Below are 26,454 nucleotides of genomic sequence, written 5' to 3' on the forward strand. Positions count from 1 at the left end.
ATAAAGAGATTGTTTACAATAATAAAAATGATATGAAACCTAAAATTGCAGGGATTGTTTGAATATATAATATTCTAATTTTTTTAGTTGAATAAGCACCATAAAACCCAGCAATGGCTACGCATGTTAAAAAGAAAATAGCTGTATTTGGGTTTTTAGAAATAAAAGACCAAATTAAACCTGTTGCTAAAAAACCATTATATAAACCTTGATTAGCTGCTAAAACTTTAGTTTCTTCAGCAAATTGTTTGTTTTTTAATCCAAAGGTTTTTATGCCTTTTTGGGTAGTCCATAAAACCATTTCTAAATACATAATGTAAATATGTATAATGGCCACTAATAAAACAAGTGTTATTTGAATTGATGACATAAATTTAAAATTAAAAAGCGATTTAATGGTAAGTATCAAATCGCTTTTATAGTAGTTAGTTATATATGTAGGTTAATTTACTTCAAAAGTAATTTTTAAGTTTACTCTAAACTCAGTAACATCATCACCATTAACAACAGCACTTTGCGATTGTACAAATACAGATTTGATGTTTTTAACTGATTTTGCTGCTTGTTTTACAGCTTTTTTTGTAGCATCTTCCCAACTTTTTTCAGAATTTGCTAATACTTCAATAACTTTCATTACTGCCATAGTCTTACAATATTTTTAAATTTATATGGTAGTAAAGATATCGAAAATATTTCTAAAAACCCCAATGTTAAATTAATGTTAAGTAAAAGTTGCTTAAATGTAAACAAAATAATATATTTGTAATCAAACAAGTTAACCCTAAATAATAGAAATATGAAAAATTTAATAACTCTTTTTATTCTTTGTGTTGCTACAATAGGATATTCTCAGCAAAAAGAGCCTACTTATAAAGCAGAAGGAGATTTAGTAAAAGCAACTTATTATTCTGAAGATGGTACTATAAACACACAAGGATATTTTAAAAATAAAAAACTAACAGGCAAATGGATTCGTTTTGATAAAGAAGGAAATCAAACTCAAGTTGCATATTATAATAATGGTAAGAAAGTTGGTAAATGGTTTGTTTTAACTAATGGTTCTCTAAAAGAAATTAATTATGATAATAACGTAATTGTTAGTGTTAATGCAAGTAAATACAACAAATTTAAGCTTGCTCTTAACAAGTAGATACGTTTTTAAGATGAGTATAAAAAAGCCAAAGAATTTATTTCTTTGGTTTTTTTGTTTATTATAAAGGAAGATTTGTTTTTCCGAAAAGAACTATACACTGCATTTAAAAACTGTCCGAAAAATTTATTTTATTCCTTTAAAAAATTCTTCAGGAGAAATATTTAATTTTTCTAAAATAAAAAATAAACGCTCTAAGTCTAGTTTTGTTTTTCCTTTTTCTACTTTAAAATAACCGTTCTGTGTTAAACCTAATAAGTTAGAAACATCATATTGAGTTAAACCAACTTCAACTCTTTTTTTTGCTAATTTTTCTAAAACATTTTTATATAAAGCATTAACTCTTTCCCTTTCTCTTTCCCTTTCTCTTTCTCTTTCTCTTTTTTTCATATCTATTCCTTTTCTGATATAAAAATATGAAAAAAAAACGAGCAAAATTCTTCCATTTTGGATTAACGGAAAACCGTGAGTTTTTTTTATCACTGAAAACCGTTAATACAAAATGGAAATAGATTTTTTTGGTAGCCTAAAAAATGTTTCTCAACTTTGAGAGAAAGAAGCTTGTTATAAAAGAATTCTTCGAGGCTCAGCTTCGAGGTTTTCGTTGAAATTGTCATTCCCGTGAAAACGGGAATCTAAATACAGAAATCTAAAGTAAAAACTAAAAACCTCCGCTTGCGGAATTAAGAAATATAAAAATTACTAAATAAATGTATAACTTAAAATAGAAGCCTATGTAAATAGACAATAACAAGCAGAGGAAGTGTTACAAATGTAATGCTTTTTCTACCAATTTTTTAGAGAATTTTAACTTGGTTTACTCAACTAAAAACTCAAAATTTAATGAATAATAAACCTAAATTAAAAATTAGGTTACAAAATTTTATAATTATGAAAAAATTAATATTAGCAATGGTTTTTGTTTTTGCAACAGGAACTATGATAGGTTCTAACGCTATTCTAAATGATGTATGCTGGGATGATGCAGAAGCTGCTGTTTATTTGGCTTATGATGAAGCTATGTCTTGGCATGGTTTTGGGGGTTTAGATTTTGAAGAAGAGTATGATGTCTTTGCAAAAGCTTATGATGAATGCCTTGAAAATTGGGAGGAACAGTAATAATTATACTTCTTTTCTCAATTAAGAGAAATAATAATAAATTAAAGACCTCAAGAGTTATACCTTGAGGCTTTGATAAAAAAGATTAATATGAAAATATTTAAAATAACAATACTATTATTTTTTATTAATTGTAATATAAACTCTCAAAATTCATTTAGAGCATATTATAACGTAGAAGTAATAGATAGTACAAAATTTAAAGTACCTGAAAAGTATTTGGGAACCAAATATGAAAAGTTACTCCTAAAAAGAAAAAAAGAGACGCTTAAAACTATTTCGCTTTCAAAAAAAATAGATTTTGTTTTAGATTTTGATAAGATGAAATCTATTTTTTATTTACCTAAACAGCTAGAAGTAAAAAAAGGACATATTTCTATAATTAAGAAAATAGGAAGATTTAAGGGGGCTTACTACACAAATCAAGAAGGTGTTATATGGAGTAAAAATTCTTTTGGTCAAGATTTCTTAGTTTCTTTACCAAAAAACAAATGGAATATTACTAGCTTATCAAAAGAGTGTGGAAAATATTTGTGTTATAAAGCAACCTTAATAAATGAAATAGAAACTAGTCGTGGTTTAAAAAAAAGGTATATTACAGCTTGGTTTTCACCTGATATTCCCTTCAATTTTGGACCAAAAGAATTTAGTGGACTTCCTGATTTAATTATACAATTGCAAGAAGGTAATACTCAGTACAAATTAAAAGAAATTATTAAAATTAACAATTCAAAAATTGAACAAATCAAAACAGGAAAGAAAATTAATTTAAGAGAATTCAATTTACTGAGTAAAAAAATGTATAAAAATTTAAAATTAAACAATCCAGAATAGTTATAATAATTTTTTAGCAAATACAAAAGTGTGAAAATTTTAAATATCCAAAAAAACCAAAAAAAGATATTTCATTTTTGGTAAAGTATTTAAAAAACAATAAACTAGGCTATGAAAAAGAAAAATTTATTTATATTATTTTTTATACTTTCTGTTTCTCTCTTCTCCCAAAAAATAACCTTAACAGGCAGAGTAAAAGACAGCCTACAAAACCCTTTATCGTATGCAAATGTAATTGCAAAACCCCAAGACGTTTCTAAAAACTTACAATTTGCTATTACAGACAATGAAGGATATTATAGATTAAAACTCACAAAAGGAGATACTATAACTATTAGCATTTCTTATTTGGGTTACAAACCTATCAATTATCAATTTATAGCCTTAAAATCGGCTAAAAAAGATTTTGTATTACAACAATCTGCAGAACAATTAGATGAGGTGGTTATAGAAATGCCTGTAACTGTTAGAGGAGATACAACTACTTATAAAACCAGTAAGTTTGTAAATGGTTCTGAACGGAAATTAAAAAATGTTTTAAAAAAATTACCAGGTGTAGAGGTTTCTAAAAACGGTAGTGTTACTGTACAAGGTAAAAAAGTAACCAAAATGTTGGTAGATGGCAAAAAGTTTTTTGGTGGTAATTCTAAACTCGCTGTAGAAAACATTCCTGCAGATGCTGTTGGTAATGTACAAGTGATAGACAATTATAACGAAGTTGCTTTTCTAAAAAACCTAACAGACTCTGATGAAATGGCAATGAATATCCAGTTAAAAGAAGATAAAAAGCGTTTTGTTTTTGGTGATATTGAAGCCGGTAAAGGCAACAAAGATTTTTATAAAACCAGTGCAAATTTATTTTATTATTCGCCCAAAACGAATATCAACTTTATTGGAAACATCAATAATATTGGCGAAAAAACATTCACATTTAGAGATTATATGAGTTTTTCTGGCGGACTTAACGCTGTTTTTAGAGGTAATTTTAGTTGGAAAGGTGGCAATTTCTCTCAATTTATGCAAAGCAGAGACATACTTAGCAGTAAACATAAATTTGGAGCCTTAAATATTACAAAAACAACAAGTTCAAAATTAGATATTTCTGGTTATGCAATTTTTTCAAATACCAATACTAGCAGTTTTATAGAAAATAGTAACCAATACAACACATTTTCAGAAGAAAAAACGAACAAAACCAATGCCGATAATTTACTAGGGATAGGAAATTTTAATGTAGAATACACACCCAATTCTAAAGAAAAATGGTATGCAAGAACCCAAGTAAAAAGAACCAATAATAACAAAGATAATAACTTAACATCTTTGGTAAGTGCAAAGAATAATTCAATTATAACCCATAGAGATTTAAAAGCAACTTATGTAAATCAAAATATTGAGTGGCATAAAAGACAATCAGAAAAACACACGTTTTCTACAGTGTTCAATTATGTTTTTGATAAGAGTGATAAAACCAATTTTTGGCAAACAAAAGACAAAGTGTTTAATGGATTAATTCCTATTGCATCACCGCAAAAATTATATATCATCAATCAATTAAAAAACACTCAAGAACAAAACATTGATGCTATTTTTAAACACTTTTGGGAACTCAACAATAACAATCATATTTATACCACAGTTGGTAATAAATTTTTAAAGGAAAATTTTCTGACGGATGATAGTCAAACTTTAGATAATGGAGATATCAATAATTTCGCCAATGGCGGATTTAATAACAACTTCAATTTTAAATTAAACGATTTGTTTTTAGGAGTTCATTACAAATTTAGAACAGGTATTTTTACCTTTAAACAAGGGTTTTATACGCATAATTACAATTGGTCTGTAAATCAAAAAACACAAAAACACAAAAATAAATGGATTTTCTTGCCCGACTTTTTTGCAAAAATTGAGTTTAATAAATCCAAGAAAATTCAAATAAATTATAGTTTAAAAACATCATTTTCTGATGCTAGTAAGTTTGCAAATAACTTTTATTTAAGATCTTATAATTCTATTTTTAAAGGAAATGAAAACTTAGAAAACAACTTATATCACAGCGCAAGAATTTTTTACAGCAGGTTTAGTTTGTACAGAGGTTTAATATTATTTGCTAACCTTAACTACAACAAGCAAATAAAAGGAGTTAGAAGTGCTGTAGAATTTGATAAAAACAATCCAGACCCAGCATTAAGAATCAATCAGTTTTTAACTGCAAAATTGTTTCATAATCCTTCAGAAAATTTAAGAGGAAATATCAACCTTCAAAAAAGTATAAAAAAAATTAAATACAAATTCGATGTTGGTTTTAGCAACTCAAAATATATTCAAGAAATAGACAATATTTTGCAAACCAATAAAAATAATAGTTATAATTATGAAGTTGGTTTAGAAACGTTGTTTGATAATTTTCCAACCATAGAAGTTGGAATAAGCAGAGATATTGGGCGTTTTATTTCTAGCAACAACACCTCAAAATTTGTAACTACAGAACCTTTTGTAAAGATAGATTACGATTTTTTAAAAGGATTTATTTTCAATTTCGATTACAAAAAAAGTATGTATCAAAACAAAAGTCTAAATCAAAAAAACACTTACGAAATTGCCAATGTAACCTTGTCTTATAAAAAAGAAAACAGTGCTTGGTCTTATAAAATAAAAGCTCAGAATTTGTTTAATGCACAATTTAAACAAAGCAATAGTTTTTCAGATTATCTAATTTCAGACACAAAAACGTTTATTCTACCAAGAATAATTATGTTTAGTATTGGGTATAATTTGTAGCCAATAATATTACAATTTTAAAGAGATAAGAATTTTTGAAAACTTGCTAACTCCTTCCCTTTAGGGAAGGTTGAGATGGACTTTTTTTACTTCCGTCCAAAATCTGCAGGAATTTCTCCCCAAGCTTTGGTTTCCCATTTTAAAATAGGATTTTTAAACGTATTTTCTTTTAGCCATTTTTCAGCCCTTTTTATCAACTCTAATAAATCTTTATTAGAAGCATCAAAAAGAATGTTGGTTTTACATTTTTTTTGACGAACCCAACTCATCGCAATTTTAGAATCAGAATATATAGGAATATTTTCTTTGTTTTTACTTTTTAAAAGTGCAATTCCATGAACTAGAGCCAAAAACTCACCAATATTATTAGTTCCTTTTTTAAATGGACCTTTTTTAAAAATTTCTTTTTTATTATGTGTTAAAACACCTCTATATTCCATTTTACCTGGATTTCCACTACAAGCTGCATCCACAGCAATACTTTCTAAAATAGGCGTTCCATATTTAGCTTTTTCAGAAGATGATAAAGTAGGTTTTTTGGTGTTTTTACCTTTATAAGCTTCATATTTTTTGGTGGATGCAATTTCAGCTTCATCTAAATTAGTAAAAGATTTGTATTGAGCGCCTTCAAAACCATCAATTTGTTGTTTACAAACTTTCCAAGAAGTAAAAACACCCGTTTTTCTTCCTTTCCAAACAACGTAAAACTTTTTTTTAGGCATTTGTAGATAAAATAACTTCTTCTATAACTTTAGGAAAATACTTTTGCTCTAAAATATGAATTTTTTCAGCAATTTTTTCAGGAGAATCTTTGGCTGAAAGAGCCGTTTTTGCCTGAAAAATGATGGCTCCTTCATCATAATTGGTATTTACATAGTGAATTGTAATACCTGTTTCGGTTTCTTTATTTTCTTTTACAGCTCTGTGAATATGCATTCCATACATACCTTTTCCACCATAATTTGGTAACAAAGCAGGATGAATGTTAATAATTTTATTAGGAAAAGCATCAATAATATTTTCAGGAATTTTCCATAAAAACCCAGCTAAAATTATATAATCAGCTTCTTTTTTTAAGATATTTAAAATCGTATCCGATTTAGAAAAGTCATTTCTGTCAAAATGTAAACACTTGGTATTTAGGTTTTTACACCTATCAAAAACTTTGGCATACTCATTGTTACACAATACATTAGTAACAATAGCTGTCTTAGTTAGATTAAAAAACTTAATAATATTTTCTGCGTTCGTACCAGAACCAGAAGCAAAAATTACAATACGCTTCATATACTATAAATCTAGGTTACAAAAAAAAGAATAATTATTAACAAACTGATTATTTTTAAGGAGAGATTAATTTTTTTTCTTTACTTTTAGTAATCATTTTTCGGACAAAAATTAGTTATAATTATAAAGATTTGTATTTTTGCACCGATTTAAATTTTAAAAAAACAAAAAAATTATGTCAGACATTGCATCAAGAGTAAAAGCGATTATCGTAGACAAGTTAGGAGTAGACGATAACGAAGTAACAACAGAAGCTAGCTTCACAAACGATTTAGGAGCAGATTCTTTAGATACTGTTGAGTTAATTATGGAATTCGAAAAAGAATTTGATATTCAAATTCCGGACGATCAAGCTGAAAACATAGGTACAGTTGGCCAAGCAGTTAGCTATATAGAAGAAGCAAAAAAGTAATATTTATATGCAGTTAAAACGAGTTGTAGTTACAGGACTTGGCGCATTAACGCCAATTGGTAATAATATTGAAGAATATTGGAACGCCTTAGTTAACGGAGTTAGCGGAGCAGCACCTATCACACACTTTGATGCTGCCAAGTTCAAAACTCGTTTTGCATGTGAATTAAAAGATTTTAACGCTACCGATTTTATACATAGAAAAGAGGCGCGTAAAATGGACAAATTTACACAGTATGCAATGGTTGCTTCAGACGAAGCTATTGCAGATGCTGAATTAAATTTAGAAACAATTAACAAATTACGCGTTGGTGTAATTTGGGGAGCAGGAATAGGTGGTTTAGAAACTTTTCAAAACGAAGCTATAAATTTTGGCGCTGGTGATGGTACTCCAAGATTTAACCCATTCTTTATTCCAAAAATGATTGCTGATATAGCTCCTGGTAATATTTCTATTAAAAATGGATTTATGGGGCCTAACTACACAACAGTATCAGCTTGTGCATCATCAGCAAATGCTATGATAGATGCTTTAAACTATATTAGATTAGGACATTGTGATGTTATTGTAACTGGTGGTTCTGAAGCTGCTGTTACACAAGCAGGTGTTGGTGGGTTTAATGCAATGAAAGCATTATCTGAAAGCAATGAAAGCCCAAAAACAGCCTCAAGACCTTTTGATGCAGAACGCGATGGTTTTGTGTTAGGTGAAGGTGCAGGAGCAATTGTTTTAGAAAGCTATGAACACGCAAAAGCTAGAGGAGCAAAAATTTATGCAGAAGTTATTGGAGGAGGAATGTCTTCTGATGCTTATCATATGACAGCTCCACATCCAGAAGGGATTGGTGTAATTGCTGTGATGAAAAACTGTTTAGAAAATTCTGGTATAAAACCAGAAGATGTAGATCATATTAATACGCATGGTACTTCTACTCCATTAGGAGATGTTGCTGAGTTAAAAGCAATCTCAGAAGTTTTTGGAGAATATGCAAAAAACATCAACATTAATTCGACAAAATCTATGACGGGTCACTTATTAGGAGCTGCAGGTGCTATTGAATCGATTGCATCAATTTTAGCAATGAAACACAGCCTTGTTCCTCCAACAATAAATCACGTTAACGTAGACGAAAATATCAATCCAGAATTAAACTTAACGTTAAATAAACCTCAAAAAAGAGAGATTAAAGTTGCAATGAGCAACACGTTTGGTTTTGGAGGTCATAATGCATGTATTGCATTTAAAAAGTTAGAAGAATAATACTCTATGAATTTTATTCGTAAAATAGTGAAGCCTCATTCTGAAGAGGATACTGAATTATATTACGAATTAAAAAAACTGCTCAATTTTTCTCCAAGAAGTATTAACAAATATAAAAAAGCATTTACACATAGATCTGTGCAAATGTTAGATAGAAAAGGAATTCCCATTAATTATGAGCGCTTAGAGTTTTTAGGCGATTCTATTCTTGGCTCTGTGATTGCTGCTTATTTATACAAGAAAGTACCAACAGGTACAGAAGGGTATTTAACACAAATGCGCTCTAAAATTGTAAGCAGAGAGCATTTAAATGAATTAGGTAAGGATTTAAATTTAATCCGTTTTGTTAAAAGTAATATAGACCAAGCTAATGTTGGCGATAATATTTATGGAAATATTTTTGAAGCTTTAATAGGTGCTATTTATTTAGACAAGGGCTATAATACTTGTCAAAAGTTTATTTATGAAAATGTAATTATTCCTTATGTTGATATCGAAAAATTGGAAGGTAAAATTACAAGCTATAAAGGTTTAATTATAGAGTGGTGTCAAAAACAGAAGAAAAAGTATTCTTTTAATACTTATGAAGATTCAGGAAATGAAACTATAAAACACTTTAGCGTTAAAATTTGTATAGATGGAGAGCAGATTGCGAAAGGGCGAGCTACATCAAAGAAAAAAGCAGAAGAACAAGCATCAAAAAGAGTGTATTATGCTTTTCAAAAGCAAATAACTTTAAGTTAAATAACGATATCGTTTTCGTTAAATTTAACATTAAAACTCATAAACAATTAGTAATTTAGCCACCTCATAAAAACTAGTTTTAGTTATAATTTATGCAGGTACACGCTTTAGAATTAGATGATTTTTGCGAAGAAGAATATTCTTTAATAGGAATTCATTCTACATTAGAAGATTATAAACTTGCCTATTTGCTTAACAAAAATCTAAACACCAAACTTTACAAAGCAAAAGAAGATTTAGAGTTTGTTAGAGAAAAAAAGAAAGCCTCTTTTTCTATCTATAATTACGAAAATATAAAATATGATTTTGATTGGTTTTTAATTGCAAATAGTTATAGAAGAGAAAATCAAACCGTATCTAACGAATTATTGTTAACATCAGAAACAAAAACGTATTTAATACCAGAAAAGAAAAAAGTAGATTTTTTTTTAAAAATTAGCGGAGAAGCAGAGTACGAATTTGTATTAAAAATAATCCATAAAATTAAGTCTATTAATAATGTAATTACTGCATATTTAATAGATAAAAACGCATTAAAGTCTAAAGACTTTTTAATATTTTAAAAATGAAAGCATACAAAAAAACCAAAATAGTTGCCACATTAGGACCCGCAACAAGTAGTAAAGAAATATTAACAGAATTAGCAATAGAAGGGGTTAATGTTTTTAGAATTAATTTTTCGCATGCAGAATATGAAAATGTTAAGCAAACTGTAAAAACCATTAGAGAAATTAATGAAGAAAACGGTTTTAATGTAGCAATTTTAGCAGATTTACAAGGACCAAAGTTACGTGTAGGAGTTATGGAAGAAAATGTAATCTTAAATGATGGAGATACATTTACTTTTACAACAGAAGAATGTATAGGTACAAAAGAAAAAGCTTTTATGACGTATCAACGTTTTCCAAAAGACGTAAAAGTTGGAGAGCAAATTATGGTAGATGATGGTAAATTATTATTCGAAGTAATAGCTACAGACAAAGACAAAAAAGTAGTTGTAAAAGTTATTGTTGGAGGACCACTAAACTCTAAAAAAGGAGTAAACTTACCAAATACCGCTATTTCTTTACCTGCGCTTACAGAAAAAGATAAAGAAGATGCCATTTTTGCATTAGGAATAGAAGTAGATTGGATTGCTCTTTCTTTTGTAAGAACACCAGAAGATTTAAGAATGTTACGCGATTTAATTGATGAGCATTCAGAATATAGAGTTCCTGTAATTGCAAAAATTGAAAAACCAGAAGCTGTTGCAAATATGGATGCATTAATTCCTTATTGTGATGGATTAATGGTTGCACGTGGAGATTTAGGTGTAGAAATACCAATGCAAGATGTACCGTTAATTCAGAAAAAATTAGTAAGACGTGCAAAAAGAGCTAGAATTCCTGTAATTATTGCAACTCAGATGATGGAAACAATGATTGATAATTCTGTACCAACAAGAGCAGAAGTAAATGATGTTGCCAATTCTATTATGGATGGAGCTGATGCAGTTATGCTTTCTGGAGAAACATCTGTTGGTAAACATCCAGTTAGAGTTATTCAAAAAATGGCAGAGATTATTAAAGCAGTAGAAAACTCTAGAATGATTAAAGTTCCGCTAGAAGCTCCCCATATTAGAACCAATAGATTTATTACAAAATCAGTATGTCATCATGCAGCATTAATGGCAAATGATATTGATGCAGCAGCCATATCTACATTAACAAATAGTGGGTATACTGCATTTCAGATTTCTGCTTGGAGGCCGCAATCTAAAATATTAGCATTTTCATCAGAAAAAAGAATTTTAGGAAAACTAAACTTACTTTGGGGGGTTAAAGCTTTTTATTACGACAAACAACTAAGTACAGATGATACTGTTGTAGAGATTAATGAAATATCTAAAGAAAAAGGATATGTAAAAGAAGGCGATTTAATGATAAACCTTACTTCTATGCCAGTAGAAGCTAAAGGTATGGTAAATACATTAAGAGTTTCTGAAATAGAATAGAAAGCTCTTTATTATTAAAATTTATAAAAGCAATCTAACATCTAGGTTGCTTTTTTATGCTTATAACTTTAATTTTTTAGAAATAATAATAGCATCATTGGTTACAAAAGGCATAGGCATCATTTCTGCTGTTCTTGATTTGATTGAGAAGTTTGGGTTTTGTAGTAAATCGTAAGAAATTTCATTTAAAATAATATCTAAATCATCATCTTTTAAAATATTAAAAGAAAGTGTTACTTCTTTGTCTTTGTTTGCTAAATGATAAATTAAAAAAGTTCCTTTTTTTACCCTATAATTTTTACCTTCATTTGCCAAAACATCATTTACTTTAAATTGATGTAATTTGAGTTCTTTTTGGGTAATAAACTCTAGTTTGTTAACTTTTCTGTTAAAAGAAAGTGTAAACTCTAAAAAACGTTTGTTGCCAATAATGGTGTCTAAATCAATTTCTATATCTGATGATGGAATGTTTTTATAATCCGTTTTTTTATGATAGGAAAAACGTGTATTGTATTTGCTCTTAGTTTCTGCATTTGCAATACTTCCTTTTGTGGCATTATCGTCAAAAATTTGTTTGGTATAATCATCTAAAGTTGTGTTATAAGTGCCAAAATAAGCAGTTTTATTATCTGTATTCTGAATATAAACAATACTATTAGGCTTTTTCTTATCAACAGAAAAACCACTATTATAGGTTGCTAAACCAAAGAAAATTAGTGTGAATAAACCTGCTGTTTTTTGCATCCAAAAAGATTTTTTTTGATGAAAAGTAAAAATCATCAAACCAAAAACGAATGCAATTAAAATTCCGCTAACAAATAAGATTTTTAAGCCTAAACCAACAGGAAATACTTTTATTAATGGCGCAAAAATATAAATAGTAGGAATTGAGATAATGGTAAATAAAATACGTTTCGATTTTTGTTCTAAATTCATAAAAACAGCAATGGCTAAAATGATTAAAGCACAAAAAACCGGAATGATAAAAAAACCTGCACCTTTTAAAGAACCGCTAATTAAAAAATTAATGATTAACCAAATTAAAATTGGAGCAATCAATAAATCAGTCGTTTTTTCGTGTTTAGAAATGTATTTGTAGCATTTGAATAGTATCCAAAGATTTAAGAAGACAAAAGCAGCAATGTATTGATATCCATTATAAGTAAAACCGTGTAAAATGTCTTGGTACTGAGGATGCATCATCAATATTAATTTCCAGATTCCAAAAGAAATTCCGCCACATAAAATTACCGATAAAAGAAAAATTCCTAAACCTTTTACAATTCCTTTTACAGAGAGTTTCTTTTTTTTAAATCCGAAGAAAAGCAAAAGAATAAAGATTGCAATTGCAATAACCAACATTGGTAAAACCCAAGAAAAAGGATAGGTTGCTAACTTTACAAACGGAAAATTTACATAGACAAAATCTTTATCAGAATTTAAATTAGATAAATCTGAATTTGCAAAATAATTTACGGTTGATGAAAAATAATCTACCTGATGTAAGAGTGTTTCTCTGTCTAAACGTTGGTAAGAATCTTGTGATGTATGATAATCGAAATGATCTCCAATAAACGCAAAATTGAATCCGTTTATATTTGCTTTTTCTCTAAAAACGGTTAAATCTGTATCATTTGGCAACTTTTTGTAAATGCTGTACATTAAAGAATTTGCAGCAGGATAATTGGGTTTTGCTTTTAAAAACTCAGATAATAATTTGCTGTTTTTTCCATTGGTTTCCATTAACATATAACTTGGGCCTCCACTTCCTCTGGCTTCAAAATTTAACACCAAACCAACGTCTTTTTTCCAAGAATGCGCATCAACAAAAGCTTGTGCGCCTAATAAACCCAACTCTTCTGCATCAGAAATTAAGATGATAATATCATTTTTAGGTTGTTTGTTTTTTTCTAAGAAAACTCTAATTCCTTCTAAAATGGTAACCACGCCAGAACCAGCATCACTTGCGCCCAAAGAAGAATGAGGGTTAGCGTCATAATGGGTTAACAACATTAACGCTTTTCCGTTTTCAGAACCTTTAATTCTTGCTAAAATATTTTCTGTTGTTGTTGCAGAAAACCATTTTTTGTTAATTGCAGTTTGGGTTTGTATTTCCGTTTTTAAACCTAATTTCTGTAATTCATTTACAATATAATCTTGAACCTTTTTATGATTTTTAGAACCTGTATAATGAACCTCTTTGCTAATGTTTTTTAGGTGATATAGCGCATTATTTATAGAGAATTCGTTTTTTAAAGCAACTTTTTCTGAATTAAATGAGGGTTTTAAATCAGAAAAACTCCAATAAATTACACCCAAAATAATTAGTACAGAAACAAGAGAAGAAAAGGTTTTCATTTTGCGAAATTAGTTTTTATAAAAGTAAGAAATAAAAAAAACTTAAAGTTAATGTTGCATAGAACATAAAAAACACTAAATTTAAAACAACTAAAACTAATTATTATGGGTATAAAAAGCTTTCAAGGAAAAAGAGACACCAGCCAAAAAAAAGAAGAATCTCAAATTTTAGTGTCTGATTATATGACCAAAAAATTGATAACATTTAAAGCTGAAGATTCTTTAGATTATGTTATAGCACAATTAATAGCTCATAAGATTTCTGGAGGGCCTGTAGTAAATGATAAAAATGATTTAATAGGAATCATTTCTGAAACCGACTGTATTAAACATATTTCTGAGAGCAAATATTATAATATGCCTTCTGACATTAATAATACTGTTGGTAAATATATGGTTAAAGATGTAGATACTATTGATAAAAATATGAATATTTTTGATGCTGCATTTAAGTTTATTAGTTCGCACAGAAGAAGATTTCCTGTTGTAGAAAACGGAAAATTAATTGGGCAATTAAGCCAGAAAGATGTTCTTAAAGCCACCTTAAAAGTAAAAGGAACTACTTGGAAATAAAAGCGAATCAATCTCTTTTAATCAATAAAAATGTCTCATTTTCTAAGGCTAAATACCCTTGGTCGTAAATATAAAAATAGGTATTACCTGTTTTTGTTTTATAGATGGATGTAAAAAACTGAAAGTCAAAACCTTTATCATATAATTTAGTTCTAGACACTTTTGTTTTTCCAGAGCTGTTTAATTCTGATAATATTTTATAGTTTTTTCGAAGACGATTGTTAATATTTCTAATTAGGTTTTTACTATCTTTATTTACTTTGTTATTATATGCATTTCTGCAATAATCAGAGCAAAACTTTTTATCAATTCTGCCTTTTACAGGCTCTTTACATTCTAAACATTCTCTAGCTTTCATAGTTTTCTTTTTTTAATTCATACCAATTTACTTTTACATCTTTGTAATCAAATTCATTGACAAATTGCAATCCAATTTTTTGTAAAATTTTGTTAGAACCAATGTTTTTAACATCAGCAGCACCATAAATAATATTGTAATTCATTTCTTTAAATCCATACTCTAAGCAAGCAACAGCAGCTTCTAAACCATACCCTTTTTTCCAATATTTAGGAATAAATCTGTAACCAATATCAATAAAATTTTGAAATCCATTTAACGCTTCTTTTTTTCCTTGATTTAGTTTTAAACCAGACCAACCAATAAAATTGTCAGACTTTTTTTCTATAGCTGCAAAACGCCCAATACCTCTTTTTTTATACTGTTCTTTAATAAAAATAATATTTTTTGAAGCGTCTTTTTTAGTTGTAATAGGATCGTTTCCTAAATATTTATGCACATCAACATTTGAATCTAATTCAAACATTCCGTCAACATCATTTTCTTGAAGCTCTCTAAGAATAAGCCTTTCCGTTTCTAAATAAAATTTCATACGTTAAAAGTAAGTAAAATTATTCGTTTACAAACGACTACAAATAATTACAACCGAAAGTAAATGTTTTGTAACCGAATAAAACTTTAATGGTATCGCAACTTTGCAGAGTCAAAACGAATTGACAAAAACAAAATAATAATTTAAAAACTTATCTTATGAATACGTTAAGAAACAAAGTACAGTTAATTGGAAACTTAGGAAACAACCCAGAAATCATTACCTTAGAATCTGGAAAGAAATTAGCAAAATTCTCATTAGCGACTAATGAAAGTTATACAAATGCTTCAGGTCAAAAAATACAGAATGTTGAATGGCATTCGTTAGTTGCTTGGAACAAAACCGCAGATATTATTGAAAAGTATGTAACCAAAGGAAAAGAAATTGCCATTGAAGGCAAGTTAACTTCTCGTTCTTATGAAACCAAAGAAGGTGAAAAAAAATATGTTACTGAAGTTGTTGTAACAGAATTGTTACTTTTAGGAAGAAACTAGTTCTTGAAAATTTGTTACAAATATGAAAAAGCCTGTTCTTTTTAAGAACAGGCTTTTACTAAATGTATTTCACTCAATATATTAAAATCCTGTACCAGGATCTTCAGGGCTTTGTGCCTGAGCTTTTTGTGGGTTTAATATCATATATGTGCCTAATGCAGTTAAAGCTGCGTATTTACCGTAATTACCTATCTTTTTAAGAGCGTCTTTACGAGAAATTTCTTGCGTATTTTCAATTTGTTTTTTCATTCTGTTTTGTTTTAAAAAGTTCTCGTTATTTATTCTAAGATTATTTTTTTATTTAATTTTCCTTTTACCGAAGTTAATTGAACAATATAAACACCTTTAGTTAAATTAGGCAATGCAATTTCTTTATTAGCTGTTGCGTTAAAAGTAGTATTTACTACTTGTTTGCCAAGAACATTAAATAGTTTAACAGTTGTTTTCCCTTTTTCTAAGCCAACAATTTTTAAGTTATTATTATTTGTATAAATACTAACACTTTCTAATAAAGCATCATCCGTACTTAAAACAGAAGAAGGTTTTGTATGTAAATAAAATCTTCCTGTACCGTTTACAGCTTGGTTTAGAGTAATTGTATATTCAGTATTTGCTTCATCTAAACGAGTAAAAGTATTGGTGTTTCTATCTTCTAAAAATACTTTCATATTAGAAGGTAAGTTTAAAGCCTGAGCAGAGAAGGTTAATTTTTTACCAGCCCCAGCTTTAAGTCCCACAGGAATTACCATAATTTCTAAATCAGAATTTGGTAAAGATTGAATTTGGTATTTTTTTCCTTTATTTTTACCTAACAATTCTGTATAAACATCAAACTTGTTTTCTACGCCAGAAAAAGTTTCACCATCAAATCCATTATCAAATCCTTTGGTTGCTTTTTCATTATAATATACTTTAGCATATCTGTGTAATGTTCCGTCAGTAATATTTAATTGTACTTCAGGATTTGCAGCGGTTTTTAAAAAGGTATCAGTTGTTTGATGAGACTGAGTTCCTTCTTCAAAAGTTAAGTTTCCAGCCGAAGAACAACTAACAAAGAATCCTTGACCAGGAGCTACTTTAAACGCAGCAGTAGAAATTTTAGCATCGTAGTTTTTAGTAGTAGGATTCCACACCCAAATAGTTTTTTGTGTTAATTTACTTGAATTAGAAGCTAAATCTAAAAAAGTTTCACTGTTTATGTAAGATGCAAACGGATTGCTAACTAAGTTAAAAGGCGTACCTGCACCCACAGTAATTGCTTTGGTTACATTATCGGTATTCATAGTACCCGTAAAAGAAATATCTTTTGTGGCAGAAGTTTTTACAGAATAACCAGTTGCTGTACCAAAAGTACCACTACCACCAGCTTGAACATAGGTCCAGTTACTAGAAGCTACCCCATTATTGTAGGTTGCAATTCCTCTGTTGTTTCCGTTTCCAGAAGCAATAGAGTTATTAGTAATATAAGTATCATTATAAGCTTGTCCTGTAACAGGAGCACCTACTAAATGCCATCCTTCCGCATTACCAGCTGTGAAAGATAAATTTCTTTTGTAAGTTACTGTACCTCCTACGGTTGATGTACCATCAGCTTTTAATGTAGCACCAGATTCAATAGTTATGTTGCTAGTATTTACAGTTGTACCCGTTGCAATTGTTGGGTAGTTTGTAAGACCAGAAGGAATTACAACGGAATGTGTTGTTGGTACTGCACCAGTATTCCAGTTGGTTGTTGTAGCCCAATTAGAATCTGTGGTTCCTGTCCAAAGAGAAGCAACAGTAAAGCTTAATCTTCTTAATGAAGCAAAATTTGAACTTGGCGTCCAAGAAGTTGTAGAAATAAATCGGAAATATTTATATGCTTTTTTTGCTGTTAACGGAATTGTAATATCTTGTTGGTTGTCAGCTACTACCGTTTCTATAGTTCCACTTATATCATCCCAAGTAGAATTATCGGTACTTCCTTGTATTTTCCATTTAGAATTACCTGGACTACCTTTTCCTGAATGACCAGAATCAAATTGGTACTTTGCATGGCTAACTAATATAGGATTGTAATTGTTTGCTAATTCAAACTGATAACCTTCTCCTACTGGAAATGCAGTACCATTTATAAGTCTAGGACCAAAAGTACTTGCAGCATTAAAAATATTATCCCATTTACTGTCTCCATTATTACTGAAATTTGAATTAGAAACTGCTGCATAAGGTCTATTAAAAAGACTAGTTTGTCCAGTAGCACTTGTATTTAATGCAGAAAAATCACCTGTTGTAATATTAGATTTTAATACTGTACCGGTGTAAGCATGAGAACTTAAATATATAGATCCGTTTCTATTTGTAGAATTACTAAAAGCTGTCTCCCCAGGATTAGGACCATCTGCAGTTGTAGTTCGTTTCATTGCAATTGCAAAAGTACTACCACAGGTAATAGAAGACAAATCAATTTTTGTTGCTACCCAGTCATTATCTTTACCAAAAACACCATTTGCATGCGAACTGATAAGACCTGCAGGAACTTCTGTCCAAGCAGCACCTGTTGTTGGATCTGCACCTGTTGCTGAGCTTCTGTAATAAAATTTATTTTGATCATCAATATTTGTACTTCCATTTTCAAAATATCTAGATCTTGTAGCTATTGTAAAATATTTACTACCTCCACCATCATAAGCAGAAAGATCTACAGAATTAACTACAGCCCATACTACAGCAGCATTATTAGCGGCACCACTACTTGTAATTCTTACGGTTGCAGAGTAATCTGCAGCAGTTGCAACTGGGTAATTATTAGTAGGTCTTGTATATCCTGCATCAGCCTCACTTGGTGCTCCATCACCTGTTGTACCAATTGAGGTTGTACCAGATTCTGTAGTAAAAGTATAGCCGGCACCGCTAGCAAATCTTCCATCTTCATGGTAGATTAAATCTTCTCCAGTAATACCTGTGGTATTTGTTATTTGAGCCTGTATGTAAAAACACGATAAGGCTAGCAAAATAAATAAAGTAATTTTTTTCATTTTAAGTGATTTTAATTAGAGTGGTAAAATTATGCATTAATAACCTTTAATTTAGGTGGTTGGCTATTCAAAATAGGAGGGGTAATTGTGCTTTTTCTACTTATTTTGTTAGTTTTCAAGGGTTAACAATCCAAACGAAGTTGGTGTGTGAAAATTTGGGTTTGCTGTTTTTGGGTTTGCCCAAGTAATCCAAGTGGGTTCAAAACTGTTGTTTTTTTGTTGATTGTATTTTGCTCTGTAAATACCCGTTTCTATAACTCCGTTTTTTAGTAAGTTTAACTCTTTTAAAGATTGCAATGTAATTGCAATTTCTACAACAAAATGGTTTTCTTTTATTGATGATTTTACGGCTATTTCTTTTGATGGCCAATTCCAATTAAAATCGAATTCTTTATTTGGTTTTGCTTTAAAATCCATAATTCTTGCTGTTGTGTCTATTTCTAAACAATAATAAGGGTTTAAAGAAGCATCGCTTCTAAAAAACAATTCTACTCTATCAGAATTATTAATGCTATCATTTTTGTCTTTAGAAGGGTGTATATGAGTTTGATTGTCATCAACTTTAAATTGAAAGAATATTTTTTCTGAATTATGAATCGCTCTAAATTCTATTTTTTTTACAGGGTCATTATCCCAAGGAGAAGAGAAATCGGTTAAACTATTTGCTTTTTTCCAAACAGGATGATTTCCATCACCTGAAATAATTATTTCTTTATTTTTTATTGATTTTACCTTGTATGTTTTCATTTAAATGATTTTATATCAACCCAAAAAATCTAGGCAACCAAAGACTTAATTCTGAAAAGTAAGTTACTAAAAATAAAGAAACTATCATTGCTAAAAATAGCGGTAATAATGGTTTTACTACTTTCTCTATAGTTGTATTGGCAACGCCAACACCAACAAAAAGTACAGAACCAACAGGTGGCGTACACAAACCAACACATAAATTTAAAACCATAACGATACCAAACTGAATAGGATCCATGCCTAACTTTGTAATTATAGGTAAAAAGATGGGTGTAAAAATTAACACTGCAGGAGTCATATCCATAAAAATACCAACAAACAACAATAGTAGATTGATTATTAAAAGAATTATAATAGGATTATCACTCAAAGATAAGAGTAAATTACTAATATCTTGCGGAATGTTTTCATAAGACATTACCCAAGACATACTCATAGAAGCACCAATTAATAGCATTACAATTGCAGTTGTACCACAAGATTCAAGCAAAATTTGAGGCAAATCTGTTACTTTAATTTCTTTGTAAAAGAAACCTAAAAGTAAGGTGTATAAAACCGCTACAGCAGATGCTTCTGTTGCAGTAAAAATACCTGCAACAATACCTCCAATAACTACAAATAATAACGTTAAACTAGGAAAAGCTTTTATAAATGTTTTACCTACTTGTTTTAAAGTACTTCTTTTACCAACTTTGTAACCTTTCTTTTTTGCCCAAAAAGAAGCAACAAGCATTAGAAGTAATCCTGTTAAAATACCAGGAATATAACCTGCAATAAAAAGTGCAGCAATAGAAACACCTCCACTTGCTAAGGAATAAACTATAAGTACATTACTTGGGGGAATAATTAAACCTACAGTGGAGGATGTTATATTTACTGCCGCACCAAATTCTTTTGAATAACCTTCTTTTTCCATTTCTGGACCTAAAATACTACCCATTGCTGAGGCTGATGCCATTGCAGAACCTGCAATAGAGCCCATTAACATTGCTGCAATTACATTAATTAAAGCCAACCCTCCAGGAAGAGAACCTACTAGTGTTTTGGCAAAATCTATTAAACGATGGGCAATACCTCCTTTATTCATTAATTGACCTGAGAGGACAAAAAATGGAATGGCGAGTAGCGCAAAACTATCTAAACCTGTGGCGACTCTTTGAGACACAGTTGTTAAAGCAGGTATAAAAGGAATACTTACCATCATTGTTAATAATGATGATATAGCAATACTCCATGCAACAGGAACACCTATTAATAAAAGGGTTAAAAAACTAAAAATTAAAACGAGTATTGGTAAATATTCCATCATAATTGTTTGTATAAAATATCGGTAATTTTGTAATAAATTATTAAAATTCCACTAATTGGAATTACTAAATAAACAAGTGCTAAAGGTATTTGTAAAGCAGGTGAATATTGCTCTAATGTAAGGGTGATATATACCAATCTTAAACCACCACCTACTAAAGCAAAAAAGCAAAAAAGTATAATAATACAGTTGATAAAAACTTTTAATTTTACTTGCCCCTCTTTATTCAATTTTGCAGGTAATAAATCTATTGCCACATGCATTCTTCTTCCAGATATATATGCAGCTCCAAGAACTCCAACCCAAATCATTAAATAGCGTGCAAGCTCATCTGTAAAAGAACTTGGTGTACCTACAATAAAACGTGTAAATACTTGCCACAAAACGTTTATTACCATAACACCCATAATTATAACAAGCGAGATTCCTAATATTTTATCAATTTTTTTTCTGAATTTCATCTTAAATATTATTTGTGCAAATAAAATTGCATTTAAAAAATGTTTTTTATTGAATTGATTTTATTCTTGTTATCAATTCATAAATTTCTTTATTGCTTTTGTATTCATCATACATAGAAGAAACCTTTTCTTGAAATAATGATTTATCTGGTTTTACTACTGTAACACCTGCTTTTTTTACTGCTTCTATAGCTTCTGTTTCTGCTTTTGCCCACAATTCTCTTTGGTGTTTTACTGAAGCATCTGCTGCATTTTGCATCCAAACTTGTTCTTTAGGTGATAATTTATCCCATAAATGCGTACTCATTATTAATACATCTGGTATGGTTGTGTGCTCGTCTAAAGAATAGAATTTACACACTTCATAATGCCTAGACAAGAAAAATGAAGGCGGGTTATTTTCTGCGCCATCTACAACACCTTGTTGTAATGCTGTATACAACTCTCCGTATGAAATTGGTGTTGGAGAACCTCCAAGACTACTTACCATATTCATAGCAGTAACACTTTCCATTACTCTTATTTTTAAGCCTTCTAAGTTTTTAGGTTCTAAAACAGATTCGTTTTTGGTGTAAAAACTTCTGCTACCAGCATCATAATATCCTAAGCCTTTAAGCCAATATTTTTTACCTCCGTCTAATAATTCTTTACCTATTTCACCATCTAAAACTCTAAAAGTTTGCGCTTTGTTTTTAAATAAAAAAGGAAGTCCTAATACTTTCATATTAGGAGAAAAATTTTCCATAACTGCAGCAGAAACTTTTGTCATATCTAGACTTCCTATTTGCAACAATTCTAAACATTGTCTTTCTGAACCTAGTTGCTGATTTGGATAAATTTCTAGTTTTAAAGCGCCCTTAGAATTTCTTTCTAATTCTTGCCCCATAAAAACCATAGCTTTATGTACAGGATGGCTCATATCTAAACCATGAGCTAACTTTATAGTTTTATTTTGTTTTTTTGTTTCGCATGAACTAAAGGCAAAAACTAAAACAAACGCGTATAAGAGTACTTTTTTCATTTTAAAATTATAGTTTATCTTTATTTTACTGATTTTATAATTTTAAAAGTAGCTTTAACGTTTTCTTCTAAAGTTTTAAAATCGTTATTTGCCAAAATTTCTTTTGATATCAATTTAGAGCCCATACCTACACAAGTTACACCAGCATTAAACCATCCTTTTAAGTTTTCTTTTGTGGGAGATACACCACCTGTAGGCATAATACTTGTCCAAGGTTGTGGTCCTTTAATTCCTTTTACAAATTGAGGACCGTAAATATCACCAGGGAAAAGTTTTATGATTTCACATCCTAATTCTTCTGCTCTAGTGATTTCGGTTAATGTACCACATCCTGGAGACCATAATATTTTTTTACGATTACAAGCAATTGCAATATCTTCTCTTAAAACAGGAGTTACTACAAAATTTGCTCCTAATGACATATATAATGAAGCTTGCCCTGCATCTGTTACAGAACCAACTCCCATTATCATTCCTGGTAATTCAGCAATAGCATACTTAGTTAACTCGCTAAAAACTTCGTGAGCAAAATCTCCACGAGCGGTAAACTCCATTAAACGAGCTCCACCATTGTAACACGCTTTTAATACTTTTTTGCTAAGTTCTATATCTGTATGAAAAAATAAAGGAATCATACCTGTTTCTTTCATTGCTTGTGCTACTTCTATTCTTGTAAATTGTGCCATCTTATTTATGTTTAATTGTTTAAATGTGTAAAAGTTTAAGCGTTAAAATGTTATACAATTCAACGCTTAAACAATTTAACATAATTTATCTTGCTACACGTCCAGAGGCATCACCTCCCATTAATTTTTCTACTTCAGAAACTGTTACCAAGTTTGCATCACCTTTAATAGTGTGTTTTAAACAAGAGGCAGCAACTGCAAAATCTAAGGCATTTTGATCATCTTTTGGGTATTTTAATAATCCGTAGATTAAGCCTCCCATAAAAGAATCTCCACCACCAACTCTATCTACAATATCAGTAATTTGGTATTGGCGAGTTTGGTATAATTTTTTTCCATCATATAAAACACCCGCCCAAGTATTATGAGATGCCGAAATGGAACCTCTTAATGTTGTTATTACTTTTTTAGCTTTTGGAAATTTTTCCATCATTTGTTCACAAACAGATAAGAAAGCTTCTGCTTTTACATTGTGTCCTTCTGTTTGTACAGCAATTCCTTCTGGCTTAATACTAAAATGCATTTCTGCATCTTCTTCATTTCCTAAAACAATGTCACAATAAGATGTTAATTCTGTCATTATTTTTTCTCTATGAGCAGCATCACAAAATTTCCATAATTTTGCTCTATAATTTAAATCTGTAGAAATAGTAATTCCTTTTGCGTTAGCGGCTTTTACGGCTTCTAAACAAACATCTGCGGCACCTTGAGAAATTGCAGGCGTAATCCCTGTCCAATGAAACCACTCTACACCTTCAAAAACGGCATCCCAATCTATCATTCCAGATTCTATTTCTGCAATGGCGGAATGTGCTCTGTCGTAAACCACTTTAGAACCTCTAGATACTGCGCCTGTTTCTAAAAAGTAGATTCCTAAGCGATCTCCACCCCAAACAATTTTATCTACTCCAACACCTCTTTTACGCATTTCCATCATTGCACATTCACCTATATCATTTTTAGGTAAACGTGTTACAAAATCTACATCTACACCATAATTTGCTAAAGAAACTGCGACATTAGATTCTCCACCACCATAAATGGCATCAAAATTATTTGCTTGTGAAAATCTTAAAAAACCTTGTGGAGCCAATCTTAACATAATTTCTCCGAATGTGACAACTTTACTCATATTTGCTTTACTAAAATTTAATTTTTTTATTTGATAAAATTAGATATAAAATGAAATATTAGTAGGGGCAGTATTGCCCAATAAAGAGGGGTAAATTGCATACAAAACCTAATTAATTTTCTCTAATACTATTCTGTTTAGTCCTAATCCATCTCTCCACTTACCAGCACCTACTTTTATATCTCTTAACTGTAATGTGTAAGCACCTTTTTTAGAAATTTTAATTTCGCCTATATTACTGGTTATTTCTTTATAAAAGAATAAAGAAGGGTTTGTGATTTCTTTATCTCTTTTTAGTTTTACAGGAATTTCTTTTCCTAAAATTTCTAAAGTTCCTTCTTGTTCTGAACCTACCCAAATTGGATTAGAATGCCTTGCTTTTTCATTTGAAATAATTCTAATTTTGAATTTACCTGGAGTATGAACTTCGAATTTCCAGGTAGAAATTAGTTTTTTATTATCATAAGTTCCGCAAATTCTATCTAAACGAATATTATTTTTAGAATCTTGAGATATTGATGTGTCTATTTTTAAATTTGATGAGTTGTAATTTACCACTAAAGTAGTTGCTAAATCTTTTTTTGTTAGGTTTGATAAGTTAATTTTTAAGAATCGTCCTTCTTGCTTAAAATTAACTTTTGTTGATGTTCCTAATACTTTAACAGATTCTATTTTTGTTTGCAATCCGTTTAATTCAATAGAATTGTCTTTTGGCCAGTTAAATATGTTTAAATAAATTTTATTTGGTTTTTGAGTTATATGTCCCCAACTATAATTCCAAGGAAAAGGAGATGGTTTTGTGTTGTAAACAGATTCGCCATTTTCTTTTAACCAATTACCAACTATTTTTAGGTTTTTTACTGGTAGACTAGGGATTAAACCATTTGGCATTGGTCCAACATTTAGTAAATAATTACCATTTCTACTAGCACAAGAGATTAGTGAATTTAAAATAAAATCTGGTTCTCTCCATTCGTGGTCATCTTTTCTATATCCCCAAGAACCATTTGTGGTTCCTGCCATTTCCCAAGGAATTGGTAAATGATCTCCTGTGAAATAATTATCTGATGGCGTGTAAAAATCGAAGTCCATTTGTTGTTTAAAAATATCAGGAGCTACTTCGTCACCGATTCTAGAGCTAATAATAATATCTGGTTGTAATTTTCTTGTAAACGTAATAAATTTTTGTAATTCTTTGTTGCTTAATCCTCCGCCCATATCATACCAAATAATATCAATTTTACCATAGTTGGTTAATAATTCTTTTATTTGAGGAAAAGCTTTTTCTTTAAGATAAATTTTACGATCCATTTTTTCTGATTCAAAATCTACCGTATTCATACGTTCTTTTAATTTACCATCACCAATATATGCATGTGGATGTTCCCAATCTATTACGTGCGAATAGTAAACCCCGAACCTTAATCCTTGTTTATCACATTCGTCTTTAAGCTCTTTTATGATGTCTCTTTTAAATGGAGTATTCATAACATTATACGCAGATGCTTTTGAATTAAACAGTGCAAAACCATCATGATGTTTGGCAGTAATTACAACATATTTCATTCCTGCAGCTTTAGCAATGTCTACAATATATTTGGCATTAAATTGCTTAGGATTAAATTGTTTTGTTAGCTTTTTATAGTCTTCTAAAGGAATTTTTAGCGTATTTTGAATCCATTCAGCAATTTTAGGAGTAACCTCTCCATTATATTCACCTGCTAAAATAGAATACAATCCCCAATGAATAAACATTCCGTATTTGGCATCTTTCCACCATTGCATTCTTTTTTGATAAGATTCATAGGTTTCAGAAAAAACATCAACTTTAGAAGGGTTATTTTTTTGTATTTGAATTTCAGACTGTTTGTCTGAATTTTTATTTTCTTTACAAGAAAAAAATAATAGAATAGAAACTATAAATAAAAACTTGTTAAACTTTTTTATATACTTCATTTTATTTAATTAAAATTTATACTAATTTATCTAATAATTTTTGGGTAAGCAATTTATGATTTTATAGGTTTTAAACTGTAGGCAACAAAATCTTTTTAAGGGGGCTAACTAGCCAAATAAACTTTATAAAACACTGATACTTAAATATAAATAAAAAATACTAGTAGGGATTACTTTTAAGATATTCTTCTACCAAACTAAACATCTTATCGTTACCGTATTT

Annotated in this window: 28 protein-coding genes; 11 read left to right on the top strand and 17 right to left on the bottom strand. The window is 29.7% G+C overall.

The window, feature by feature from the left end:
* Nucleotides 1–13: 13 nt before the first annotated feature.
* Both ACY2RX_RS12085 and ACY2RX_RS12090 read right to left on the bottom strand, forming a co-directional pair.
* Nucleotides 14–370 (bottom strand): DUF1304 domain-containing protein, encoded by a 357-nt coding sequence (locus tag ACY2RX_RS12085; RefSeq protein WP_490104245.1) that lies wholly within the window; start codon nt 368–370, stop codon nt 14–16.
* Nucleotides 371–442: 72 nt separating this feature from the next.
* Entirely contained in the window at nt 443–643 is a 201-nt protein-coding gene (locus ACY2RX_RS12090; protein ID WP_288955135.1) for a dodecin family protein, read from the bottom strand.
* 153 nt (nt 644–796) lie between these two features.
* On the opposite strand from ACY2RX_RS12090, the gene ACY2RX_RS12095 reads away from it, so the two are divergent.
* Nucleotides 797–1,150, top strand: coding sequence for a toxin-antitoxin system YwqK family antitoxin (locus tag ACY2RX_RS12095; RefSeq protein ID WP_490104246.1), 354 nt, complete (start codon nt 797–799; stop codon nt 1,148–1,150).
* A gap of 126 nt (nt 1,151–1,276) precedes the next feature.
* On the opposite strand, the gene ACY2RX_RS12100 is transcribed toward ACY2RX_RS12095, so the two are convergent.
* Complete coding sequence (locus ACY2RX_RS12100; protein WP_490104247.1) at nt 1,277–1,540, bottom strand: helix-turn-helix domain-containing protein; 264 nt, start codon at nt 1,538–1,540, stop codon at nt 1,277–1,279.
* 501 nt (nt 1,541–2,041) lie between these two features.
* Here ACY2RX_RS12100 and ACY2RX_RS12105 point away from each other — a divergent pair.
* The 3 genes from ACY2RX_RS12105 to ACY2RX_RS12115 all read left to right on the top strand — a co-directional run bounded on the left by ACY2RX_RS12105 (nt 2,042) and on the right by ACY2RX_RS12115 (nt 5,887).
* A complete protein-coding gene (locus tag ACY2RX_RS12105; protein WP_490104248.1) occupies nt 2,042–2,269 on the top strand; it encodes a hypothetical protein in 228 nt (75 codons plus the stop codon).
* A 90-nt stretch (nt 2,270–2,359) separates the two neighbouring features.
* Nucleotides 2,360–3,103 (top strand): GLPGLI family protein, encoded by a 744-nt coding sequence (locus ACY2RX_RS12110; protein WP_490104249.1) that lies wholly within the window; start codon nt 2,360–2,362, stop codon nt 3,101–3,103.
* A gap of 111 nt (nt 3,104–3,214) precedes the next feature.
* Nucleotides 3,215–5,887: a carboxypeptidase-like regulatory domain-containing protein gene (locus ACY2RX_RS12115; RefSeq protein ID WP_490104250.1), complete on the top strand. Its 2,673-nt coding sequence runs from the start codon at nt 3,215–3,217 to the stop codon at nt 5,885–5,887.
* A gap of 86 nt (nt 5,888–5,973) precedes the next feature.
* Here the strand turns inward: ACY2RX_RS12115 and ACY2RX_RS12120 are convergent, their stop codons facing one another.
* Both ACY2RX_RS12120 and purN read right to left on the bottom strand, forming a co-directional pair.
* The gene (locus tag ACY2RX_RS12120; protein ID WP_490104251.1) at nt 5,974–6,609 is read right to left on the bottom strand and encodes a ribonuclease H1 domain-containing protein; all 636 of its coding nucleotides are present in this window, start codon (nt 6,607–6,609) and stop codon (nt 5,974–5,976) included.
* A complete protein-coding gene (gene purN / locus ACY2RX_RS12125) occupies nt 6,602–7,174 on the bottom strand; it encodes a phosphoribosylglycinamide formyltransferase (protein WP_490104252.1) in 573 nt (190 codons plus the stop codon). Before purN ends, ACY2RX_RS12120 begins: the two co-directional genes overlap by 8 nt.
* Nucleotides 7,175–7,349: 175 nt before the next feature.
* Here purN and ACY2RX_RS12130 point away from each other — a divergent pair, with 175 nt between their 5' ends.
* The 5 genes from ACY2RX_RS12130 (at nt 7,350) to pyk (ending at nt 11,584) form a co-directional block, all read left to right on the top strand.
* A complete protein-coding gene (locus ACY2RX_RS12130) occupies nt 7,350–7,586 on the top strand; it encodes an acyl carrier protein (RefSeq protein WP_004569249.1) in 237 nt (78 codons plus the stop codon).
* Nucleotides 7,587–7,593: 7 nt separating this feature from the next.
* Nucleotides 7,594–8,847 carry a beta-ketoacyl-ACP synthase II gene (gene fabF, locus ACY2RX_RS12135; protein WP_490104253.1) on the top strand — a complete coding sequence of 418 codons (1,254 nt, stop codon included), beginning with the start codon at nt 7,594–7,596 and terminating at the stop codon, nt 8,845–8,847.
* A gap of 6 nt (nt 8,848–8,853) precedes the next feature.
* Nucleotides 8,854–9,591, top strand: a complete 738-nt coding sequence (gene rnc / locus ACY2RX_RS12140; protein ID WP_490104254.1) for a ribonuclease III — start codon at nt 8,854–8,856, stop codon at nt 9,589–9,591.
* Between the two features lie 92 nt (nt 9,592–9,683).
* Nucleotides 9,684–10,154 carry an IPExxxVDY family protein gene (locus ACY2RX_RS12145; protein ID WP_490104255.1) on the top strand — a complete coding sequence of 157 codons (471 nt, stop codon included), beginning with the start codon at nt 9,684–9,686 and terminating at the stop codon, nt 10,152–10,154.
* A gap of 2 nt (nt 10,155–10,156) precedes the next feature.
* Entirely contained in the window at nt 10,157–11,584 is a 1,428-nt protein-coding gene (gene pyk, locus ACY2RX_RS12150; protein ID WP_490104256.1) for a pyruvate kinase, read from the top strand.
* A 60-nt stretch (nt 11,585–11,644) separates the two neighbouring features.
* Here pyk and ACY2RX_RS12155 read toward each other — a convergent pair whose 3' ends face one another.
* Nucleotides 11,645–13,942 (bottom strand): M28 family peptidase, encoded by a 2,298-nt coding sequence (locus ACY2RX_RS12155; RefSeq protein WP_490104257.1) that lies wholly within the window; start codon nt 13,940–13,942, stop codon nt 11,645–11,647.
* A 105-nt stretch (nt 13,943–14,047) separates the two neighbouring features.
* Here ACY2RX_RS12155 and ACY2RX_RS12160 point away from each other — a divergent pair, with 105 nt between their 5' ends.
* Nucleotides 14,048–14,515 carry a CBS domain-containing protein gene (locus tag ACY2RX_RS12160; protein ID WP_490104258.1) on the top strand — a complete coding sequence of 156 codons (468 nt, stop codon included), beginning with the start codon at nt 14,048–14,050 and terminating at the stop codon, nt 14,513–14,515.
* A 7-nt stretch (nt 14,516–14,522) separates the two neighbouring features.
* Here the strand turns inward: ACY2RX_RS12160 and ACY2RX_RS12165 are convergent, their stop codons facing one another.
* Nucleotides 14,523–14,873: a hypothetical protein gene (locus tag ACY2RX_RS12165; protein ID WP_490104259.1), complete on the bottom strand. Its 351-nt coding sequence runs from the start codon at nt 14,871–14,873 to the stop codon at nt 14,523–14,525.
* On the bottom strand, nt 14,863–15,405 hold the full coding sequence (locus ACY2RX_RS12170) for a GNAT family N-acetyltransferase (protein WP_490104260.1): 543 nt from the start codon (nt 15,403–15,405) through the stop codon (nt 14,863–14,865). Before ACY2RX_RS12170 ends, ACY2RX_RS12165 begins: the two co-directional genes overlap by 11 nt.
* 158 nt (nt 15,406–15,563) lie before the next feature.
* Here ACY2RX_RS12170 and ACY2RX_RS12175 point away from each other — a divergent pair, with 158 nt between their 5' ends.
* Nucleotides 15,564–15,899 (top strand): single-stranded DNA-binding protein, encoded by a 336-nt coding sequence (locus ACY2RX_RS12175; protein ID WP_490104261.1) that lies wholly within the window; start codon nt 15,564–15,566, stop codon nt 15,897–15,899.
* Between the two features lie 81 nt (nt 15,900–15,980).
* Here the strand turns inward: ACY2RX_RS12175 and ACY2RX_RS12180 are convergent, their stop codons facing one another.
* From ACY2RX_RS12180 to ACY2RX_RS12220, 9 genes are all read right to left on the bottom strand, one after another.
* Nucleotides 15,981–16,148 carry a hypothetical protein gene (locus ACY2RX_RS12180; protein WP_490104262.1) on the bottom strand — a complete coding sequence of 56 codons (168 nt, stop codon included), beginning with the start codon at nt 16,146–16,148 and terminating at the stop codon, nt 15,981–15,983.
* A 29-nt stretch (nt 16,149–16,177) separates the two neighbouring features.
* The gene (locus tag ACY2RX_RS12185) at nt 16,178–18,916 is read right to left on the bottom strand and encodes a DUF8693 domain-containing protein (RefSeq protein ID WP_490104263.1); all 2,739 of its coding nucleotides are present in this window, start codon (nt 18,914–18,916) and stop codon (nt 16,178–16,180) included.
* A gap of 108 nt (nt 18,917–19,024) precedes the next feature.
* Nucleotides 19,025–19,663 carry a carbohydrate-binding family 9-like protein gene (locus ACY2RX_RS12190; protein WP_490104264.1) on the bottom strand — a complete coding sequence of 213 codons (639 nt, stop codon included), beginning with the start codon at nt 19,661–19,663 and terminating at the stop codon, nt 19,025–19,027.
* Nucleotides 19,664–19,673: 10 nt separating this feature from the next.
* Nucleotides 19,674–20,972, bottom strand: coding sequence for a TRAP transporter large permease (locus tag ACY2RX_RS12195; protein ID WP_490104292.1), 1,299 nt, complete (start codon nt 20,970–20,972; stop codon nt 19,674–19,676).
* On the bottom strand, nt 20,972–21,436 hold the full coding sequence (locus tag ACY2RX_RS12200; RefSeq protein ID WP_490104265.1) for a TRAP transporter small permease: 465 nt from the start codon (nt 21,434–21,436) through the stop codon (nt 20,972–20,974). Before ACY2RX_RS12200 ends, ACY2RX_RS12195 begins: the two co-directional genes overlap by 1 nt.
* A 46-nt stretch (nt 21,437–21,482) precedes the next feature.
* Nucleotides 21,483–22,457 carry a TRAP transporter substrate-binding protein gene (locus ACY2RX_RS12205; RefSeq protein WP_490104266.1) on the bottom strand — a complete coding sequence of 325 codons (975 nt, stop codon included), beginning with the start codon at nt 22,455–22,457 and terminating at the stop codon, nt 21,483–21,485.
* Nucleotides 22,458–22,477: 20 nt separating this feature from the next.
* Nucleotides 22,478–23,143, bottom strand: coding sequence for a bifunctional 4-hydroxy-2-oxoglutarate aldolase/2-dehydro-3-deoxy-phosphogluconate aldolase (locus tag ACY2RX_RS12210; protein WP_490104267.1), 666 nt, complete (start codon nt 23,141–23,143; stop codon nt 22,478–22,480).
* A gap of 85 nt (nt 23,144–23,228) precedes the next feature.
* Nucleotides 23,229–24,275: a PfkB family carbohydrate kinase gene (locus ACY2RX_RS12215; protein ID WP_490104268.1), complete on the bottom strand. Its 1,047-nt coding sequence runs from the start codon at nt 24,273–24,275 to the stop codon at nt 23,229–23,231.
* 108 nt (nt 24,276–24,383) lie between these two features.
* Nucleotides 24,384–26,231 (bottom strand): alpha-L-fucosidase, encoded by a 1,848-nt coding sequence (locus tag ACY2RX_RS12220; protein WP_490104269.1) that lies wholly within the window; start codon nt 26,229–26,231, stop codon nt 24,384–24,386.
* Nucleotides 26,232–26,454 lie beyond the last annotated feature (223 nt).

Source organism: Polaribacter sp. 2405UD43-2 (assembly GCF_058147125.1).

Coding starts and splice junctions, on each gene's coding strand:
- ACY2RX_RS12085 (WP_490104245.1), bottom strand. CDS start 370: ATGTCATCAATTCAAATAACACTTGTTTTATTAGTGGCCATTATACAT.
- ACY2RX_RS12090 (WP_288955135.1), bottom strand. CDS start 643: ATGGCAGTAATGAAAGTTATTGAAGTATTAGCAAATTCTGAAAAAAGT.
- ACY2RX_RS12095 (WP_490104246.1), top strand. CDS start 797: ATGAAAAATTTAATAACTCTTTTTATTCTTTGTGTTGCTACAATAGGA.
- ACY2RX_RS12100 (WP_490104247.1), bottom strand. CDS start 1,540: ATGAAAAAAAGAGAAAGAGAAAGAGAAAGGGAAAGAGAAAGGGAAAGA.
- ACY2RX_RS12105 (WP_490104248.1), top strand. CDS start 2,042: ATGAAAAAATTAATATTAGCAATGGTTTTTGTTTTTGCAACAGGAACT.
- ACY2RX_RS12110 (WP_490104249.1), top strand. CDS start 2,360: ATGAAAATATTTAAAATAACAATACTATTATTTTTTATTAATTGTAAT.
- ACY2RX_RS12115 (WP_490104250.1), top strand. CDS start 3,215: ATGAAAAAGAAAAATTTATTTATATTATTTTTTATACTTTCTGTTTCT.
- ACY2RX_RS12120 (WP_490104251.1), bottom strand. CDS start 6,609: ATGCCTAAAAAAAAGTTTTACGTTGTTTGGAAAGGAAGAAAAACGGGT.
- purN (WP_490104252.1), bottom strand. CDS start 7,174: ATGAAGCGTATTGTAATTTTTGCTTCTGGTTCTGGTACGAACGCAGAA.
- ACY2RX_RS12130 (WP_004569249.1), top strand. CDS start 7,350: ATGTCAGACATTGCATCAAGAGTAAAAGCGATTATCGTAGACAAGTTA.
- fabF (WP_490104253.1), top strand. CDS start 7,594: ATGCAGTTAAAACGAGTTGTAGTTACAGGACTTGGCGCATTAACGCCA.
- rnc (WP_490104254.1), top strand. CDS start 8,854: ATGAATTTTATTCGTAAAATAGTGAAGCCTCATTCTGAAGAGGATACT.
- ACY2RX_RS12145 (WP_490104255.1), top strand. CDS start 9,684: ATGCAGGTACACGCTTTAGAATTAGATGATTTTTGCGAAGAAGAATAT.
- pyk (WP_490104256.1), top strand. CDS start 10,157: ATGAAAGCATACAAAAAAACCAAAATAGTTGCCACATTAGGACCCGCA.
- ACY2RX_RS12155 (WP_490104257.1), bottom strand. CDS start 13,942: ATGAAAACCTTTTCTTCTCTTGTTTCTGTACTAATTATTTTGGGTGTA.
- ACY2RX_RS12160 (WP_490104258.1), top strand. CDS start 14,048: ATGGGTATAAAAAGCTTTCAAGGAAAAAGAGACACCAGCCAAAAAAAA.
- ACY2RX_RS12165 (WP_490104259.1), bottom strand. CDS start 14,873: ATGAAAGCTAGAGAATGTTTAGAATGTAAAGAGCCTGTAAAAGGCAGA.
- ACY2RX_RS12170 (WP_490104260.1), bottom strand. CDS start 15,405: ATGAAATTTTATTTAGAAACGGAAAGGCTTATTCTTAGAGAGCTTCAA.
- ACY2RX_RS12175 (WP_490104261.1), top strand. CDS start 15,564: ATGAATACGTTAAGAAACAAAGTACAGTTAATTGGAAACTTAGGAAAC.
- ACY2RX_RS12180 (WP_490104262.1), bottom strand. CDS start 16,148: ATGAAAAAACAAATTGAAAATACGCAAGAAATTTCTCGTAAAGACGCT.
- ACY2RX_RS12185 (WP_490104263.1), bottom strand. CDS start 18,916: ATGAAAAAAATTACTTTATTTATTTTGCTAGCCTTATCGTGTTTTTAC.
- ACY2RX_RS12190 (WP_490104264.1), bottom strand. CDS start 19,663: ATGAAAACATACAAGGTAAAATCAATAAAAAATAAAGAAATAATTATT.
- ACY2RX_RS12195 (WP_490104292.1), bottom strand. CDS start 20,972: ATGGAATATTTACCAATACTCGTTTTAATTTTTAGTTTTTTAACCCTT.
- ACY2RX_RS12200 (WP_490104265.1), bottom strand. CDS start 21,436: ATGAAATTCAGAAAAAAAATTGATAAAATATTAGGAATCTCGCTTGTT.
- ACY2RX_RS12205 (WP_490104266.1), bottom strand. CDS start 22,457: ATGAAAAAAGTACTCTTATACGCGTTTGTTTTAGTTTTTGCCTTTAGT.
- ACY2RX_RS12210 (WP_490104267.1), bottom strand. CDS start 23,143: ATGGCACAATTTACAAGAATAGAAGTAGCACAAGCAATGAAAGAAACA.
- ACY2RX_RS12215 (WP_490104268.1), bottom strand. CDS start 24,275: ATGAGTAAAGTTGTCACATTCGGAGAAATTATGTTAAGATTGGCTCCA.
- ACY2RX_RS12220 (WP_490104269.1), bottom strand. CDS start 26,231: ATGAAGTATATAAAAAAGTTTAACAAGTTTTTATTTATAGTTTCTATT.